A 17,007-nucleotide genomic window follows, 5' to 3' on the forward strand; every position below is an offset into this window, starting at 1 on the left:
GTCTTAGTGCTTGTCGGCGGTGGTCGGGGCGGCCGGCGCCGAGGCACCGCGCGCGCGGGCCTCGCGCACCTGGCTGCCCGGGCGCAGGTTCTGCGCGCCCTCGGTCACCACGCGGGTGCCGGGCTGCACGCCTTCGATGATCGCGGCGGCGGCGGTGGTTGCCACCACCTGCACCGGCACGCGCGCCACCTTGTTGTCCGATTGCACGGTGTAGACGAAGCGCCCTTCGGGGCCCGTCACCACGGCCTGCGGCGGCACGGACAGCGCGCCCTTGAGCACCTGCACCGTGGCGTTCACGTTGGCATAGGTGCCGGGCCAGAGGCGATGCTCGGCGTTGTCGAACGTCGCCTTGATGCGGATGCTGCCGTATTGCGGATCGACAGTGTTATCCACAAACGTGATCTTGCCGGTGACCGGCGCCTTGCTGCCATCGTTGGGCAGCGCGGTCACCTGGACCGGACCCACGCGCAACGCTTCGCGCAGCGCGGCCAGCTGGCGCTCCGGCAGCGTGAATGTCACGGTGATCGGCGCGATCTGGGCCACGATCACCATCGGCACGGCGCTGGTCGGCGTGACCAGCGAACCCGGGAAGACGTTGATGACGCCGGTACGGCCGCCGATCGTGGCGCGGATGGCGCCGTAGCTGGTGGCCACGCGGCTGGCCTCGATGGCGGCCTGGTCGGCACGGATGGTGGCCTCGAAGCCATCCACCTTGGCCTGGGCCGTATCCACGGCGCTCTTGGAGATGAAATTCCGCTGCAGCAGTTCCTGGCTCCGTACCAGCGTGCGGCGAGCGTCGGCCAGGTCCGCCTGGTCGCGCATCAGCTGCGCGCGTGCCTTGGCGAGGTTGGCCTCGTCCATGCGGGTATCGAGCGAGAACAGCAGGTCACCCGGCTTGACCGTCTGGCCTTCCTTGATATGCACGGTCTGGACTGTGCTGGACACCTGCGGGCGCACCTCCACGGTCTGCATCGCCGTGACAGTGCCGTTGGCGGTCACTTCCAGCGGCACGTCACCCTGCTGCACGATGGCCGTCGCCACTGCGGTGGCGTCCGGCACCTTGGCCACCGGCTTTGGCGCGAACCAGGTCTTCCAGCCGTACCAGCCGGCACCGCCGACCACCAATACCACCAGGATTGCCACCCAGGGCGAAGTCCGGCCACGGCCCGTGCTGGCGGCCGCGCTCCAGTTGCCATCGACGAAGCCCTTCGGCTGGTCGATCCCGTCTGTTTTCATGTGAGGACCCTCAAACACTGCATGGCGCGCTGCTCCCTGGCGCCGGCTTCTTGGAGCCGGTTGGCCCGCGCAAACCGCTACTAGTACCGCGCCTTGGCCGCTCCGGCTAGCGCGTTGTATTACGAACCGTTACAGCGACCGTGGGGATGGATGTCCTGCCCGCGTGGGAGGAGGCGGCCGGATCGCTTGTATCAGAATTAAAACATTAGCAGAAAACCCGGCGCGGGCCACTCGGGACTAACGATGGCCGTGGCGGCTGATGCTTTCCACCGACACTTCGCGCGGGCCGGGGATCACCGTGGCGGTGTCGCCGGCGCGGATCACGCCGGGCATCGCCACGCTCAGGTACATGCCCGAAAAGCCGCTTTGCAGCATGTCCCGCACGGCATGGGCATAACCCATCACGGCGTTGAGCTTGTAGCAGGGCTGGCGGGGCGCCTCCACGATGAGCTCGACCTCGCCGATATGGATCCGATCCCGGATCCACAGCGCGGACTCCAGCAATCCCTGCGTGGTCAGGTTTTCACCCATGGCGCCGAAGGCGAGCGGGCGCTCGGCTTCCTCCACGCCGGCCTCGCGCCGGCGCGTGTTCCACCAGGTGTAATGCTCGATGGGATACGCGTAGACCGCCTTGTCCAGCCCGCCATGGATCGTCAGGTCAGCCTGTTCGTCGCCGGCCAGCCCGAGCCGATGGACGCCGACGGCGATGGGATGGTGCAGGGTGCTCAGCGGGTGCTTGCGGATGGCGGACAGCACCACGGCTTCGGTGCCGGCGCCGGCCACGACCAGCGGCAGCGCCGTGCCGACGTTCACGGCCAGCACGCGCCCGGTCGCGGCGCCACCTGCGCCGGCGGGGTTGGGACGGGGATCGTATTCGGCCACGGTACGCCCTCCTTGCGTTGGCGGGGCCCGCGCGGGATACCTGTCCCGCGCTGACTGTCTACGGGGATGTCTGCTGCGTCCTTCCTGGTGGTGTCCAGTGGCAGCCGAGCGCCCGCGCCCGCTGCGAAATCGCGAGTCCCAGTCCGATCAGCGCCGCCGCACCCCAGTGCAGCGCATCGGGACCGGCCATGGTGTAGATGGCCGCGCCAACCATGGCGCCCAGCGCCTGGCCAAGGTAGATCGAAGAGGAATTCAGGGAAATCGACGCGGCGGCCTTGTCGGGCCCCAGGGCCACCAGCCGCGCCTGCTGCGCGCTGTTGGTGGCAAACCCGCCCACGCCCCACAGCATGAACAGCGCCACCAGCAGGACCGTGTGCAGCCCGGCCAGCGGCCACAGCAGCATCGCCGCCAGCGACGTCAGCAGCGCCACCTGGACGATCCGGCTGGGCGTGACACGATCCATGCGCGATGCCGCCAGCACGTTGCCGGCCACGCCGCAGGCGCCGTAGGCCAGGAACATCAGGCTCAGCGCACCGCCGCCGATGCCATGCACGTCCCGCATCAGCGGGGCGATATACGTGAACATGGTGAACATGCCGGCGGACTGGATCATCGTGGTCATGACCACCAGCATGATCGGCTTGTGGCGCAGCACCGCGGCCCACGCCGTGCGGCCGACCGGTGCCACCTGCAGTCCTCCCGGCATGGCCCGCCATACCGCCACGGCGACGGCCAGCGCCAGCACGCCCACGATGCCCATGCTGAAGCGCCAGCCCAGCGTGCTGGCGATCAGGGTGCCCATCGGCATGCCGACCACGCTGGCCACGCTCCACCCCAGGAAGACGAAGCTGATGGCCCGCCCGCGCGTGCGGGCATCGACTAGCAGCGGCAGCGTGGCGGCGGCCTGCGGCGTGTAGATGGCGGCGCCGATGGCCGTCATGAAGCGGATCGCCATCAGGGCGGCAAAGCTCGGGGCCAACGCCGCGGCCAGGTGCATGGCGCCATAGATCAGCAGCGCCGCGCACAGCAGCAACCGCCGGTCGATCCGCGAGCCCAGCGTGGCAAACAGCGGCGCCCCGACGCACGTCGCCACGGCAAATACGGAGATCAGCTGCCCCGCGCTGGCAACGCCCAGGCCGAAGTCGGCGGCAATATCGTTCAGCATGCCGGTGACGATCATCGCGCCGGTGCCGATGACGAAATTGCCGACGCAGAGCGTCAGTAGCCTGGGGTCCATGAGGGCCGAAACCGAAGGAAAAAGGAGATTGGGGCGGAAAGATTGCCCCGAGTGTAGCGGTTTTGCCGCCCGTCAGACCTGCGGCAATGTGGGGAAGGAGACGCTCGATGAGACTCGGCGTCTCCTGGATGAATCAGCGCGACAGCGCAGGCGTGAGCGCCTTGGGATTGACGATGCTGTCGTGCTTGCCGGCCAGCACGTCCAGGATGTTCTGGAACGCGGTGCGGAAGTAGAGCTCGTAGCTGTCGCGCTCCACGTAGCCGAGGTGCGGGGTGCAGATGCAGTTTTCCATGCGCAGCAGCGCGTGGCCCTGCAGGATCGGCTCGGATTCGAACACATCCACCGCCGCCATGCCCGGCCGGCCGCGGTTGAGCGCGGCCACCAGCGCGTTTTCCTCGATCAGTTCCGCGCGGCTGGTATTGACGAAGAGGGCCGTCGGCTTCATGCGCTGCAGGTCGGCCAGCTTGACGATGCCACGGGTCTCGTCGGCCAGCCGCAGATGCAGGGACAGCACGTCGCTCTCGGCAAACAACTGCTCGGCGGACGCGGCCACGTTCAGGCCGTCCTCGCGCGCCCCCTGCTGGGAGGCCTCGCGGCCCCAGACCAGCACATTCATGCCGAAGGCCCGGCCGTAGCCAGCCAGCAGGCGCCCGATCTTGCCGTAGCCCCAGATGCCCAGCGTCTGGCCGCGCAGCACCTGGCCCAGGCCGAAGTTCGGCGGCATCGTGGTCGATTTCAGGCCGGACTGCTGCCAGGCGCCGTGCTTGAGGCTGGCCACGTACTGCGGAATGCGACGCTGGGCCGCCATGATCAGCGCCCAGGTCAGTTCGGCGGGCGCCACGGGCGATCCCACGCCCTGCAGCACGGCCACGCCGCGATCGGTGCAGGCTTCCAGGTCGATGTGGCTGCCCACGCGGCCGGTCTGGCTGATGATCTTGAGCTTGGGCAGTTTTTCCAGCAGCTGGCGCGTCACGCGCGTGCGCTCGCGGATCAGGACCAGCGCTTCCACGTCCGACAGGCGGGCGGCCAGCTGGCCCACGCCCTTGACGGTGTTGTTGAAGACCTTGATGTCATGGCCTTCGAGCAGTGCAAAGCACGGCAGCTTGCGTACGGCGTCCTGGTAATCGTCGAGAACGGCAATCTTCATGTGTGACTCGGTGACTCTTATGACTGGTGGCGGCTTGGTGCGCGCGGCAACAGAATCGGCGCGCGCCCGACAGTATTGTTGGCTTCCCTGACACAACATTGACAGCAGACATGGGCCAGTCCGACTTGCGGCACGACGATCGACCCCGGCGCACAGGCGTTCTGGCAGGCGGAACAATGCTGCGCAGCAAAAAACAGGGGATTGCCGCGGTGGTATCCTTGCCCGCTCCTGCGACGCGACAGGCTGGTCGAGCCACGCTCCCGTCACCTGTTTGTCGCCGGACAAGGCCCGACCGGCCCCTGCCGCCCGCCATGCGCGGGCGAAGCGCAACTGTATCGCAGCCGCAGGGACCTCCGTGACAATTTGCGCGGATTTGGTTGTCCCCGAGTTGTAACGGGATGTGACGGTCACATGGCGGGGTGCATCTTGCCGAACATCGATGAAGATCGAACCTGTGCGGCACTGCCTCCACCGACCGACTTTCCCCGCAGCAACCGCCCGGACGCCGTCGGCCGGACTTCGCCAGGTTTTCTTTTTCGCTTTGGAGTTGCTGTATGAACCATCCCACAATGCAAGGCACTCCGGCACTGAACGTGCCGGCCTGGGTCAAGAACCAGAAACTGGTCGCCTGGGTTGCCGACATCGCCGCGCTGACCAAACCGGACCGCATCTATTGGTGCGATGGCTCGCAGGAGGAATATGACCGCCTGTGCGAACAGATGGTCGCCGCCGGCACCCTGCGCCGCCTGAATCCGGCCAAACGCAAGAACTCCTTCCTGGCCCTGTCCGACCCGTCCGACGTGGCGCGCGTGGAAGACCGCACCTTCATCTGCTCCGACAAGAAGGAAGACGCCGGCCCCACCAACAACTGGACCGCCCCGGCCGACATGCGCCAGACGCTCTCCGGCCTGTTCGACGGCTGCATGCGCGGCCGCACGCTGTACGTGGTGCCGTTCTCGATGGGCCCGCTCGGTTCGCCGATCGCCCATATCGGCGTGGAGCTGTCGGATTCCCCGTACGTGGCCGTCAACATGCGCATCATGACCCGCATGGGTCGCGCCGTGTTCGACGTGCTGGGCGCGGATGGCGAGTTCGTACCGTGCGTCCACACCGTGGGCAAGCCGCTGGCCGCCGGCGAGAAAGACGTGCCGTGGCCGTGCAACCCGACCAAGTACATCGTGCACTTCCCCGAGACGCGCGAGATCTGGTCGTTCGGCTCCGGCTACGGCGGCAACGCGCTGCTGGGCAAGAAGTGCTTCGCGCTGCGGATCGCCTCGACGATGGGCCGCGACGAAGGCTGGCTGGCCGAGCACATGCTGATCCTCGGCGTGACCTCGCCCGAGGGCAAGAAGTACCACGTGGCCGCGGCATTCCCGTCGGCCTGCGGCAAGACCAACTTCGCCATGCTGATCCCGCCCAAGGGCTTCGAGGGCTGGAAGGTCACGACCATCGGCGACGACATCGCTTGGATCAAGCCGGGCCAGGATGGCCGCCTGTACGCGATCAACCCGGAAGCCGGCTACTTCGGCGTGGCCCCGGGCACGAGCGAGAAGACCAACTACAACGCGATGGCGACGCTCAAGGAAAACGTCATCTTCACCAACGTGGCGCTGACCGATGACGGCGACGTGTGGTGGGAAGGCATGACCAAGGAAGCGCCGGCCCATCTGGTCGACTGGCAAGGCAAGGACTGGACGCCCGAGATCGCCAAGGCGACCGGCGCCAAGGCCGCGCACCCGAACGCCCGCTTCACGGCCCCGGCGTCGCAGTGCCCGTCGATCGACGACAACTGGGACAACCCGGCTGGCGTGGCCATCGACGCGTTCATCTTCGGCGGCCGCCGCAGCACCACCGTGCCGCTGGTCACGGAAGCACGCAACTGGACCGAAGGCGTCTACATGGCCGCCACGATGGGTTCCGAAACCACCGCCGCGGCCGCTGGCCAGCAAGGCGTGGTGCGCCGCGACCCGTTCGCCATGCTGCCGTTCTGCGGCTACAACATGAGCGACTACTTCGGCCACTGGCTGGCGCTGGGCAAGAAGCTGGAAGCCACCGGCGCCAAGCTGCCGAAGTTCTACTGCGTGAACTGGTTCCGCAAGGACGCCGAAGGCAACTTCGTGTGGCCGGGCTTCGGCGAGAACATGCGCGTGCTGTCGTGGATGATCGATCGCGTGGAAGGCAAGGGTCAGGGTGCGGAGCACGTGTTCGGCACGTCGCCGCGCTATGCCGACCTGAACTGGAACGGCGTGTCGTTCACCGCCGAGCAGTTCAACCTGGTCACGTCGATCGACCATGACGCGTGGAAGCAGGAACTGGCGCTGCATGACGAGCTGTTCGCGCAGCTCAAGCACCACCTGCCGCAAGCCCTCGTGGAAACGAAGGACGCGCTGGCCAAGCGCCTGGCGGCCTAAGCCGCGCGCGTTGCCGCAAGAATGGAAGGGCGCCCGCGTGGCGCCCTTTTTTCAAGTCCGGCCCGTTGTCGGCTAGCTAGCCCATTGGTGCCGGCCATTCTGTTGCCTTCTCTTTGCCCGCCTAGTTGCCTTCCGCGTCCGTGCCAAGTTGCTGCACCGCGTACTTGACCAGTCCGGCGCGACCGTCGATGGCGAGCTTGCGCTTGAGATTGAGCCGGTGGGTTTCGACCGTGCGCACCGACACGCCAAGCTGCGCGGCAATTTCCTTGTTGGCGAGTCCGCGACCGATGGCGTTGAGGATCTCGCGCTCGCGCGGCGTCAGCGCATCGAGCGGCCCGACGGTCTGCGCGGCCATGCCGCGCGCAATGCGCGCACTGTAGAAAACGCGGCCCGCCAGCACGGCCTGGATGGCCGCCAGGAGTTCGTCAGCCGGAGCGTCCTTCAGGACGTAGCCGCGCGCGCCGGCCCGCACGGCCTGGCGCACGTACTCCAGGTTGTCGTGCATCGAGACGATCAGCACGGCCAGCTCCGGGTAGTGCTCGTGCAGCGCGCCCGCCAGCGTGATGCCGCCCATGCCACGCATGCCGATATCGGTTATCACCAGTTCCGGGCGCCGGGATTCGTCGAGGTTGGCCAGCCACGCCAGCGCGGCCTCGCCATCGTCGGCTTCACCGACCACTTCCAGCCCCGGCTGCTGCGACAGGTGCATACGCATGCCGTCGCGCACCAGCGCATGGTCGTCGATCAACAATACGCGGGCCGGCGCGCTCCGGGCGGGCGCGGTGAGCGCGGGGGCCTCATCGTGCGGGTAGGTCATGACTGCGGAAAATCGGAAGTCGAAGTAGGGGCTGCGGTGTGCGCTGCCGTCGGGGACCGGTCGTCGGCCGGGGATGTCGGGGGTTTCGGCGGCGCCGGCGGCAACGCCGCGACGATCTGCGTGCCGCCCGGGTCCGAGACGATATCGAACTGCCCACCCAGCGCGGCCATGCGCTCGCGCAGATTGCGCAGGCCGATGCCACGGCGCGGATCGACCTGCATGCGGGCCACGTCGAAGCCGGTGCCGTTGTCACGCACGGTCAGCCGCGTGGCCGTCTCGGCAAACTCGAGCGCCACATCAACGCGGCTGGCGTGCGCGTGACGCTCCACATTGGTCAGCGCCTCCTGCGCGATGCGGAACAGCGCCGTGGCCTGGTCGTCGGACAGTTCGCGCGGTTGCCCGGTCTGCGTCACCTTGACCCCGAGCGAGCTACCCGCCTGCATCTCCCGCGCCAGGTGCTGCAACGCGGCGAATAGCCCGAGGTCGTCGAGCAGGGCGGGGCGCAGGTTGCGCGCCACGCGTCGCACTTCGTTGAAGACGGAATCGAGCCGGGCGAGCGCCATGCCCAGCACGGGCGCCACGGACGCGCCTTCGGTCGGCGCCAGCCGGATGCGGTTGGTGGCGGCTTCCAGCACCAGCTTGACCGACACCAGCAACTGGCTGATGCCGTCGTGCAGTTCGCGCGACAGCCGCGCGCGCTCTTCTTCCTGCGACTGCACCACGCGCTGCGCCAGCTGGCGCAGCTTGGCGTCGGCTTCGCGGTGTTCGCTCACGTTGAGGGCCAGCCCGCTGGCCGCCACCAGCAGGATGCTGATGCCCGCGATCACGCCGATCCACGCCATGGTTTCGCGGATATCGGTCTCGGCGCGCGCGTCCAGCTGACGCAGCGTCTGCTCCACATCGTCAAGGTAGATGCCGGTGCCGAGCATCCAGCCCCACTCGGGCACCGCCACCACGTAGCCGAGCTTGGGCGCCAGTTGCTGCGAGGAGGGCTTTCGCCACTGGTATCGCACCGAACCGCCGCCAGCCTTGGCCGCGGCAATCAGTTGCTGGATCGTCAGTGCCCCCTGCGGGTCACGCATCAGCCACAAATCCTGCCCCACCAGCTCGGGCTGGCGTGGGTGCATCAGGTTGCGGCCCTGAAGGTCGTAGAGGAAGAAGTAGCCGTCGGGGCCATAGTCGAGCCGGGCCAGCGCTTCCATGGCGGCCTGGCGCGTGGCCACATCGTTGCGGCCCGAGCGCACCATCGGCGCGATGGTGCTCTGCGCCAGCTCCACGTAGTGGCGTAGCTCCATTTCCTTGCTCTGGAGGTAGGCGGCCTCCACCAGCGCACGCTCGTGCCGCGCCAGCGCGGTGGCCTGGTAGCGTACGGCCAGCGCGATGCCGAACATGGCCACGGCAAGCGGCGCGACGGCGAGCAAGAGTATCTTTTGGCGGAGTTTCATCTGACCCGGGGGTAAACACCGATGCCGGCAAGGCCGCTATACATCGTCGGCCTGCGTACTACTACGCAGCGATGTTGCGTAGTTACGCGCTTGTGCCGACATGGGCGGGTGTCAATACTACACGCCGGAATGCGCCGGGGTCTTTCGCCGGATGCAATCTGACGCAGTAGGTGCATCCCGAAGCCAATGTCGGTCTGCACTGCCTGCCTGCACGACAAGATCCGGATCAGACGAGAACAGACCGGGCGCGCCGCAGACATCCAGGAGACCCCCCTCACCGCAGGATCGTCCACGGCCGCCATTCCCGGCACCACCCCGCTGCCCGCCTCCCGTCGCCGCAGGCCTTTCAATCCGGTCTGAGGAGACCCTTCATCATGAATCGCATCGGACAACACCTGTTGTGGCTGGCCGTCGCCGTCCTCGGCGCGTTTGCCTTCGCCACCGTCGCGCTGTCGCGCGGGGAAGCCGTCAGCGCACTGTGGATCGTGGTTGCCGCGCTCTGCATCTACCTGATCGCCTACCGCTACTACAGCCGCTTCATTGCCGACAAGGTGATGCAGCTGGACCCCAAACGCATGACGCCCGCCTGGCGCCATAACGACGGCCTGGACTATGTGCCGACCAACAAGGCGGTGCTGTTTGGCCACCACTTTGCCGCGATCGCCGGTGCCGGACCGCTGGTCGGCCCCGTGCTGGCCGCGCAGATGGGCTACATGCCCGGCATGCTGTGGATCCTGGCCGGCGTGGTGTTCGCGGGTGCGGTGCAGGACTTCATGATCCTGTTCATCTCCACGCGCCGCGACGGCCGCAGCCTGGGCGACCTAGTGAAGTCCGAGATGGGCACCGTGCCCGGCATGATCGCGCTGTTCGGCTGCTTCATGATCATGATCATCATCCTGGCGGTGCTGGCGCTGATCGTGGTGAAGGCGCTGGCGGGCTCGCCCTGGGGCACATTCACCGTGGCGGTGACGATCCCCATCGCGCTCTTCATGGGGATCTATACGCGCTACATCCGCCCGGGCCGCATCGGCGAGGTGTCGGTGATCGGCTTCGTGCTGCTGATGCTGGCCATCATCGGCGGCCAGTACGTGCATGAGAGCGCCACGCTGGCACCGCTGTTCACGTACGACGGCAAGGCGCTGACCTGGATGCTGATCATCTACGGCTTCATCGCGGCCGTGCTGCCGGTGTGGCTGCTGCTGGCACCGCGCGACTATCTGTCGACGTTCCTGAAGATCGGCACGATCATCGCGCTGGCCATCGGCATCCTGATCGTGGCGCCGGAGCTGAAGATGCCGGCCTTCACGCAGTTTGCCCAAGGCGGTGGCCCGGTGTGGTCGGGCAACCTGTTCCCGTTCCTCTTCATCACCATCGCCTGCGGCGCGGTGTCGGGCTTCCACGCGCTGATCTCGTCGGGCACCACGCCCAAGCTGCTGGAGAACGAGTCGCACGCACGCTTCATCGGCTATGGCGCCATGCTGGCCGAGTCGTTCGTCGCCATCATGGCCCTGGTGGCCGCGTCGGTGATCGAACCCGGTGTGTACTTCGCCATGAACAGCCCGGCCGCCGTGATCGGCACCACGCCGGATGCCGTGGCGCAGGTCGTGTCGACGTGGGGCTTTGTCATCACGCCCGACGTACTGATCCAGACCGCCAAGGACGTGGGCGAAAACACCATCATCTCGCGCGCCGGCGGCGCACCGACGCTGGCCGTGGGCATCGCCCATATCCTGCACCAGGTGGTCGGCGGGCAGGCCATGATGGCCTTCTGGTACCACTTCGCCATCCTGTTCGAAGCGCTGTTCATCTTGACCGCCGTCGACGCGGGCACCCGCGCCGGCCGGTTCATGCTGCAAGACCTGCTGGGCAGCTTCGTGCCGTCGATGCGCCGCACGGATTCGCTGCCGGCCAACCTGATCGCCACGGCGCTGACCGTGGCTGCCTGGGGCTACTTCCTCTACCAGGGCGTGGTGGATCCGCTCGGCGGCATCAACACGCTGTGGCCGCTGTTCGGCATCTCCAACCAGATGCTGGCCGCCGTGGCACTGGTGCTGGGCACGTGCGTGCTGGTCAAGATGAAGCGCGGCCAGTACGCCTGGGTAACGCTGGTGCCTACCGTGTGGCTGCTGATCTGCACGCTGACCGCCGGCTGGCAGAAGCTGTTCGACGCCGATCCGAAGGTCAGCTTCCTGACCCACGCGGCAAAGTTCAGCGATGCCATCGCCCAGGGCAAGGTGCTGGCGCCGGCCAAGTCGATGGAGCAGATGCACCGCATCGTCTTCAACGACTACCTGGATGCCGGCCTGTGCGCGCTGTTCATGTTCGTGGTGCTGTCGATCGTGTTCTACGGGTTCAGGACGGCGATGCAGGCCCGCAACCAGTCGCGCCGGACCGACAGCGAAACGCCGTTCGAGCCGATGCCTGGCGCGGCTTCGGCACAATCCTGATCGCGGAGGGCCGCCATGCTGGAACAAATCGGCACCATGGGCCGCTATCTGGGCCAATCGCTGCGACTGATGGTCGGGCTCCCCGACTACCAGACCTATGTGGCCCACATGGAAAGCACGCACCCCGACCGCGCGCCCATGACGTACGAGGAGTTTTTCCGCGAACGCCAGGAGGCCCGCTACGGCGGCGGCCAGGGCAAGTGCTGCTAGACTGCGCGGCGCGGCGGGCGGGCTGATCGTCATCGGCCAGCCCGCATGCCTTGCAGATCACAAGGGCGGTCCCGCGGGGCCGCCCTGTTGCGTTTACGCTGCGGCTTTGCGCCGTTAGATACCGTTTCTGGAGTGGGTTACAGGGCCTCACAACTCGTTACAGCAACGGCAGGGCTCCTTCTCTACACTCCGCTTCCAGATGCACGACTCAACCAAGGAAAAAATGATGTCTCGCCATCCTGTTCGCAACCTGACCCTGGCCCTTGCCCTTTCGGCAGCAGCACTGCCGGCGTTTGCAGGGGGTGACCTCAACAATGCACTCGGCGGCGGCCTGGGTGGCGTGGCGGGTGCCGCCGTGGGCGGCGCGCTCGGCGGCAGCACCGGCGCCGTGATCGGCGGCGCGGTAGGCGGCGGCGCCGGTGGCGCAGTCACCTCCAACCGTCGCGAGCGCACCGGCGCCATCATCGGCGGTGCCCTGGGTGGCGGCGCCGGTACGGCGGCCGGCAACGCCATGGGCGGCCGCACCGGTGGCCTGGTAGGCGCCGGCCTGGGTGGCGCCGCGGGCGCGGCGCTGGGCGGCAATGTGTCGCGCAGCAACTCCTACGACGACGACCGCAGCTACTACAAGCGCAGCAAGCATCGCCGTCATCACCACGACGACTAATCATCGCAGCAATGAGAAACGGGCCATCGCGGCCCGTTTTTTTATCCCGAGTTTTTGTCCCGGGTCCGCGCTGCAGCGCACAAACAAAAAGCCCGTACCGGGAAGGTACGGGCTTTTTGTCGAATGCCGAGGTGCGAATCAGATGGCGGCGCCGTCGGTGTAGACGTCGAACTTGCCGGCCCTGGCACCGTCGGTGAAAGTGTCGAACTTGCCACCGGAGCGAGCGCCATCGGTGAAGGAGTCAAACTTGCCGGCCTTCGCGCCATCCGTGAAGGTATCGAACTTTCCGGCCTTGGCGCCGTCGGTGAAGGTGTCGAACTTGCCAGCCTTGGCGAAGGCGGGGGCGGCCGACAGGGCCAGGGTCAGGGCAGCGATCAGGGCAAATTGGCGCTTCATGGCGAATCCTTTTTGTTTGGAAGATGCCAGCCTCGACGTATGTTTGCTGCGATGCGGCACCAGATGCTGCGATATTAGGCATTTCCCTGATATGAATAAATATTGCGCTCCACAATGATTGATTGTGGTTTCAACAATAAATCGCCCGGATCGTGTAAAGGTTCACGGGGTAATCGGGAGACTATGTCATGGATCGGCTTCAATCGATGCGCGTCTTCGCCAAAGTGGTCGAGCTTGGCAGCTTTGCCCGTGCGGCGCAGCAATTGGAGATGTCCAACGCCGTCGTGACGCGCTATGTGGCGGACCTGGAGAGCCATCTCGGCACCCGCTTGCTCAACCGCACGACGCGCAGCCTGTCCCTGACGGATGCCGGCGAAACCTATCTGCAGCGCTGTTCCCAGATCCTGGAAGACGTGGAAGAGGCGGAGTCCGTCGTCACCGCGCGGAGCCAGTCGCTATCGGGCACGCTGCGGCTGGTCACCCCGGTCATGTTCGGCCTGCACCTGCTGCCGCAGACGTTGGAACGCTTCCAGCGGCTCTATCCGGATGTGGTCTTCGACGTCCAGTTGTCCGACCGGATTGTCGACATCGTGGAAGAGGGCCGGGACGTCGGCGTGATGCTGTCAGATCTGGGGCTCGGCTCGCACTTGGTGGCGCGGCCGCTGATTTCCGCGGAGATCATTCTCTGCGCATCCCCAGGCTACCTGCGCGAGCATCCCCCGCTGCGCAACGCCCACGACCTGACCAACCACCGCTGCATCGCCATGCGGCTGCCCAATGCCGAGCACGAGTGGACGCTGTCCGGCCCCGAGGGCGAACTGACCGTGCCAATCCGCCCGGGCCTGCTGTGCAGCAATGCCGCGCTGGCGCACCAGGCGGCACTGGCCAATATGGGTATCGCGATGTTGTCGTCCTACCTGGCGCGGCCCAACATCGAAGCCGGCCGGCTGACGCACATCCTGCAGCAGTACCAGTTGCCGCGTCGCGACGTGAGCGTGGTCTACCCCAGCCGGAAGTTCCTGCCGACCAAGGTACGGGCGTTTATCGATTTCCTGCTTGAGGAAGGGAACAAGCGCGTCGTCGAGGCATCCCCGACGGTGGCGCACACGCACAAGTAAGCGCAGGGAAGAAACGCAGGGGGACGAGCAGGGGGACGAGCAGGGGAGGCGCGGAGGGAAGACAGCGGCGGGGCGGATGCCCCAGCCGCTGGTGAGCGATTACTCTTCGGCGTCAGCCGTTGCCTTGGCAGCGACGCGGGCCTTCTTGGCAGCAGGGGTCTTGGTTGCCGCGGTTTTCGTGGCAGCCGTCTTGGTTGCAGCCGTCTTGGCCGGTGCCTTGGCCGCGGCCTTCTTCGCCGGCGCCTTCTTAGCAGCCACCTTCTTGGCGGCGACCTTCACCGGCGCTACCTCGGCCTCGGCCGTCTTGGCGGCACCCTTCGCGGCACCCTTGGCAGCGGTCTTGGCCGCCGCGCCCTTGGCCCCGGCCTTGGGTTCGCGCACTTCGAACTCGAAGCCGATCTTGCCGTCCGGCTGCTTGGCCAGAAAGGCCTTGAAGTTGCGTCCCGTACGCGACGACTTGAAACCGGTCAGCAAATCCGTCTTGCCGTCGGTCAGCAGCTTGCCGATCTGCTCACGCGAGATTTCCTGCTGCAGGATGATCTTGCCGGTCGTGAAATCGCACGACTTGGGCGCGCCGACGGCGTTTTCGCACACGTACTTCATGCCGTGCTCGTAGACCGAGCCGCCGCACTTCGGACAATTGCCCACTGGCGTCTGCTCGCTGAAGTCCACCGGCTCGCCATCGCCTTCGTCATCGTTCTGACCGAAGTCGAACTCCATCTTCCAGTGGTCTTCGTCATCCTTGGCCAGCTTGAGGATGGCGGCAAACGGGCGGCCCATCTTGCTGCGGAAGCCCTGCAGCGGACCGATTTCCTTCTTGAGCAGCAGTTCCTCGACCTCTTCGATCTCGAACTGGCGGCCGCCGGGGATCTTGCTGATCGAGAACTCGCACGCGGTGCAGGCAAAGCGGCGGTAGTTCTCCTTGACCTGGCCACCGCACTGCGGGCACGGCGTGTCCAGCGTGGCGTAGTCGCCGGGGATCGTGTCGCTGTCGTATTCCTTGGCACGCTTGACGATCTGCTGCGTCATCTGCGCGATCTCGCGCATGAATTCGTCGCGCTTCAGGCGGCCGCGCTCGATCTGCGAGAGCTTGTGCTCCCACTCGCCGGTCAGTTCCGCCTGCGTCAGTTCTTCCACGCCCAGGCCGCGCAGCAGCGTCATCAGCTGGAACGCCTTGGCTGTGGGAATCAGTTCGCGGCCTTCGCGAACCAGATATTTCTCAGTCAGCAGACCTTCGATGATGGCCGCGCGCGTCGCCGGCGTGCCCAGGCCCTTGCCGGCCATGGCTTCGCGCAGGGCGTCGTCGTCCACCAGCTTGCCGGCACCTTCCATGGCGGACAGCAGCGTTGCTTCGTTGTAGCGCGCGGGCGGCTTGGTCGTCAGGCCGACGCTCTCGACCTTGTCGGTCTTGACCTTCTCGCCCTTGGCCACCGGCACCAGGTTGGCAGCATCCTTGTCGCCCTGAGCCTCGCGGCCGTAGATCACCAGCCAGCCCGGGTTGACCAGCACCTTGCCTTCGGTCTTGAAGTGATGGCCGGCCACCTCCGTGATGCGGGTCGTGACCTGGAACTCGGCCGCCGGGAAAAACACGGCCAAGAAGCGGCGCACGACCAGGTCGTACAGCTTCTGCTCGGGTTCCGACAGGTTCTTGGGCGCCTGCAGCGTCGGGATGATAGCGAAGTGGTCGCTGATCTTGCTGTTGTCGAAGATCCGTTTGTTCGGCTTGACCCAGCCGCTGGAAAGAATCTTCTTTGCGTGCGGCAGGTAGTTCGGCGAGCTGTCGGCCAGCATGTCCATGGTCTGCTTGACCGTGTCGAGGTAATCCTCGGGCAGCGCGCGCGCATCGGTACGCGGGTACGTCAGCACCTTGTGCTTTTCATACAGCGCCTGGGCCAGGCCCAGCGTGTTCTTGGCCGAGAAGCCGAAGCGCGAGTTGGCTTCGCGCTGCAACGTGGTCAGATCGAACAGGGCCGGCGACTGCTGCGTCGACGGCTTGGACTCCTCCGTGACGGTGCCCGGCTTGTCGCGGCAGGCGGCCACGATGCTCTTGGCTTCCGCCTCGCTCCACAGGCGCGAATCGCGCGCCTCGGGATCGAACTCGCTTTTCTTGAACTTGGGATCGAACCAGCGGCCTTCGTACAGGCCACCGGCGGCGATAAACTCGGCGTGGACTTCCCAATAGTCGCGCGGTACGAAGTGCTTGATCTTCTCTTCACGCTCCACCACGATCGACAGCGTCGGGGTCTGCACCCGGCCCACCGTGGTCAGGAAAAAGCCGCCACCCTTGCTGTTGAAGGCGGTCATGGCGCGCGTGCCGTTGATGCCGACCAGCCAGTCGGCCTCGGAACGGCAACGGGCGGCATCGGCCAGCGGCATCATTTCCAGATCCTCGCGCAGCGCGGAGAACCCGTCGCGAATGGCCTGCGGCGTCATCGACTGCAGCCACAGCCGGCGCACCGGCTGCTTGGCCTTGGCCTGCTGCGCGATCAGGCGGAAGATCAGTTCCCCCTCGCGCCCCGCATCGCAGGCGTTGATCAGCGCGGTCACGTCCTTGCGCTTGATCAGGCGGTTCAGCACCTTCAAGCGCGACTCGGTCTTGGCGATCGGGCGCAGGTCGAAATGCGGCGGAATCACCGGCAGGTTGGCGAAGCTCCACTTGCCGCGCTTGACCTCGTATTCGTCCGGGGCGGCAATTTCCACCAGGTGGCCAACGGCCGAGGACAGCACGTAGTCGTCGCTCTCGAAGTACTCGTCGTGCTTGGCAAAGCCCCCGAGGGCGCGCGCGATATCGGCGGCGACCGATGGCTTTTCCGCGATGATGAGGGCTTTAGACATTGAACGGGTCCTTGCGGCACCGCTCCCTCATGGGAAGTCAGCGCCTCTTGAATTGCACTGCAAACTATGTAAACAGCACGGCTGGGGCTTTGAGGCGCCAATAATAAGCGCGGTTCCGACGGCCGTGCAAGCAAACGCCACCCGCGCAGCGGGCGGCAGTAA

At 66.3% G+C, this 17,007-nt stretch carries 13 protein-coding genes; 5 read left to right on the forward strand and 8 right to left on the reverse strand.

From position 1 onward, the window contains the following. Positions 1 to 3: 3 nt before the first annotated feature. The 4 genes from AC1DOX_RS11695 to AC1DOX_RS11710 all read right to left on the reverse strand — a co-directional run bounded on the left by AC1DOX_RS11695 (position 4) and on the right by AC1DOX_RS11710 (position 4,502). A complete protein-coding gene (locus tag AC1DOX_RS11695; RefSeq protein WP_441621329.1) occupies positions 4 to 1,236 on the reverse strand; it encodes an efflux RND transporter periplasmic adaptor subunit in 1,233 nt (410 codons plus the stop codon). Between the two features lie 237 nt (positions 1,237 to 1,473). Beyond that, a complete protein-coding gene (locus AC1DOX_RS11700; protein ID WP_441621331.1) occupies positions 1,474 to 2,118 on the reverse strand; it encodes an MOSC domain-containing protein in 645 nt (214 codons plus the stop codon). A gap of 58 nt (positions 2,119 to 2,176) precedes the next feature. After that, a complete protein-coding gene (locus tag AC1DOX_RS11705; RefSeq protein ID WP_441621333.1) occupies positions 2,177 to 3,355 on the reverse strand; it encodes an MFS transporter in 1,179 nt (392 codons plus the stop codon). Positions 3,356 to 3,488: 133 nt separating this feature from the next. After that, positions 3,489 to 4,502: a D-2-hydroxyacid dehydrogenase family protein gene (locus tag AC1DOX_RS11710; protein ID WP_441621335.1), complete on the reverse strand. Its 1,014-nt coding sequence runs from the start codon at positions 4,500 to 4,502 to the stop codon at positions 3,489 to 3,491. Positions 4,503 to 5,056: 554 nt separating this feature from the next. Here AC1DOX_RS11710 and AC1DOX_RS11715 point away from each other — a divergent pair. Next, the gene (locus AC1DOX_RS11715; protein WP_441621337.1) at positions 5,057 to 6,913 is read left to right on the forward strand and encodes a phosphoenolpyruvate carboxykinase (GTP); all 1,857 of its coding nucleotides are present in this window, start codon (positions 5,057 to 5,059) and stop codon (positions 6,911 to 6,913) included. 121 nt (positions 6,914 to 7,034) lie between these two features. Here the strand turns inward: AC1DOX_RS11715 and AC1DOX_RS11720 are convergent, their stop codons facing one another. Beyond that, entirely contained in the window at positions 7,035 to 7,730 is a 696-nt protein-coding gene (locus tag AC1DOX_RS11720) for a response regulator (RefSeq protein WP_441621339.1), read from the reverse strand. Next, positions 7,727 to 9,175 (reverse strand): cache domain-containing protein, encoded by a 1,449-nt coding sequence (locus AC1DOX_RS11725; protein WP_441621341.1) that lies wholly within the window; start codon positions 9,173 to 9,175, stop codon positions 7,727 to 7,729. Before AC1DOX_RS11725 ends, AC1DOX_RS11720 begins: the two co-directional genes overlap by 4 nt. Before the next feature lie 374 nt (positions 9,176 to 9,549). Here AC1DOX_RS11725 and AC1DOX_RS11730 point away from each other — a divergent pair, with 374 nt between their 5' ends. The 3 genes from AC1DOX_RS11730 to AC1DOX_RS11740 all read left to right on the forward strand — a co-directional run bounded on the left by AC1DOX_RS11730 (position 9,550) and on the right by AC1DOX_RS11740 (position 12,496). After that, the gene (locus tag AC1DOX_RS11730) at positions 9,550 to 11,622 is read left to right on the forward strand and encodes a carbon starvation CstA family protein (RefSeq protein WP_441621343.1); all 2,073 of its coding nucleotides are present in this window, start codon (positions 9,550 to 9,552) and stop codon (positions 11,620 to 11,622) included. Between the two features lie 15 nt (positions 11,623 to 11,637). Further along, the gene (locus tag AC1DOX_RS11735; RefSeq protein ID WP_092138396.1) at positions 11,638 to 11,832 is read left to right on the forward strand and encodes a YbdD/YjiX family protein; all 195 of its coding nucleotides are present in this window, start codon (positions 11,638 to 11,640) and stop codon (positions 11,830 to 11,832) included. 226 nt (positions 11,833 to 12,058) lie between these two features. After that, a complete protein-coding gene (locus tag AC1DOX_RS11740; RefSeq protein ID WP_477101281.1) occupies positions 12,059 to 12,496 on the forward strand; it encodes a hypothetical protein in 438 nt (145 codons plus the stop codon). Positions 12,497 to 12,634: 138 nt separating this feature from the next. Here the strand turns inward: AC1DOX_RS11740 and AC1DOX_RS11745 are convergent, their stop codons facing one another. Further along, complete coding sequence (locus tag AC1DOX_RS11745) at positions 12,635 to 12,892, reverse strand: hypothetical protein (protein WP_441618792.1); 258 nt, start codon at positions 12,890 to 12,892, stop codon at positions 12,635 to 12,637. Between the two features lie 188 nt (positions 12,893 to 13,080). Here AC1DOX_RS11745 and AC1DOX_RS11750 point away from each other — a divergent pair, with 188 nt between their 5' ends. Next, on the forward strand, positions 13,081 to 14,010 hold the full coding sequence (locus AC1DOX_RS11750; RefSeq protein WP_441618794.1) for a LysR family transcriptional regulator: 930 nt from the start codon (positions 13,081 to 13,083) through the stop codon (positions 14,008 to 14,010). Positions 14,011 to 14,109: 99 nt separating this feature from the next. Here the strand turns inward: AC1DOX_RS11750 and AC1DOX_RS11755 are convergent, their stop codons facing one another. Beyond that, positions 14,110 to 16,845: a DNA topoisomerase III gene (locus AC1DOX_RS11755; protein ID WP_441618796.1), complete on the reverse strand. Its 2,736-nt coding sequence runs from the start codon at positions 16,843 to 16,845 to the stop codon at positions 14,110 to 14,112. Positions 16,846 to 17,007 lie beyond the last annotated feature (162 nt).

The sequence above is a fragment of the Cupriavidus sp. 01L415 genome (genome assembly GCF_056400065.1).

What these genes read in the sequence shown, in the direction of transcription:
- AC1DOX_RS11695 (WP_441621329.1), bottom strand. Translation starts at nt 1,236, where the DNA reads ATGAAAACAGACGGGATCGACCAGCCGAAGGGCTTCGTCGATGGCAAC.
- AC1DOX_RS11705 (WP_441621333.1), bottom strand. Translation starts at nt 3,355, where the DNA reads ATGGACCCCAGGCTACTGACGCTCTGCGTCGGCAATTTCGTCATCGGC.
- AC1DOX_RS11710 (WP_441621335.1), bottom strand. Translation starts at nt 4,502, where the DNA reads ATGAAGATTGCCGTTCTCGACGATTACCAGGACGCCGTACGCAAGCTG.
- AC1DOX_RS11715 (WP_441621337.1), top strand. Translation starts at nt 5,057, where the DNA reads ATGAACCATCCCACAATGCAAGGCACTCCGGCACTGAACGTGCCGGCC.
- AC1DOX_RS11720 (WP_441621339.1), bottom strand. Translation starts at nt 7,730, where the DNA reads ATGACCTACCCGCACGATGAGGCCCCCGCGCTCACCGCGCCCGCCCGG.
- AC1DOX_RS11725 (WP_441621341.1), bottom strand. Translation starts at nt 9,175, where the DNA reads ATGAAACTCCGCCAAAAGATACTCTTGCTCGCCGTCGCGCCGCTTGCC.
- AC1DOX_RS11730 (WP_441621343.1), top strand. Translation starts at nt 9,550, where the DNA reads ATGAATCGCATCGGACAACACCTGTTGTGGCTGGCCGTCGCCGTCCTC.
- AC1DOX_RS11735 (WP_092138396.1), top strand. Translation starts at nt 11,638, where the DNA reads ATGCTGGAACAAATCGGCACCATGGGCCGCTATCTGGGCCAATCGCTG.
- AC1DOX_RS11740 (WP_477101281.1), top strand. Translation starts at nt 12,059, where the DNA reads ATGTCTCGCCATCCTGTTCGCAACCTGACCCTGGCCCTTGCCCTTTCG.
- AC1DOX_RS11745 (WP_441618792.1), bottom strand. Translation starts at nt 12,892, where the DNA reads ATGAAGCGCCAATTTGCCCTGATCGCTGCCCTGACCCTGGCCCTGTCG.
- AC1DOX_RS11750 (WP_441618794.1), top strand. Translation starts at nt 13,081, where the DNA reads ATGGATCGGCTTCAATCGATGCGCGTCTTCGCCAAAGTGGTCGAGCTT.
- AC1DOX_RS11755 (WP_441618796.1), bottom strand. Translation starts at nt 16,845, where the DNA reads ATGTCTAAAGCCCTCATCATCGCGGAAAAGCCATCGGTCGCCGCCGAT.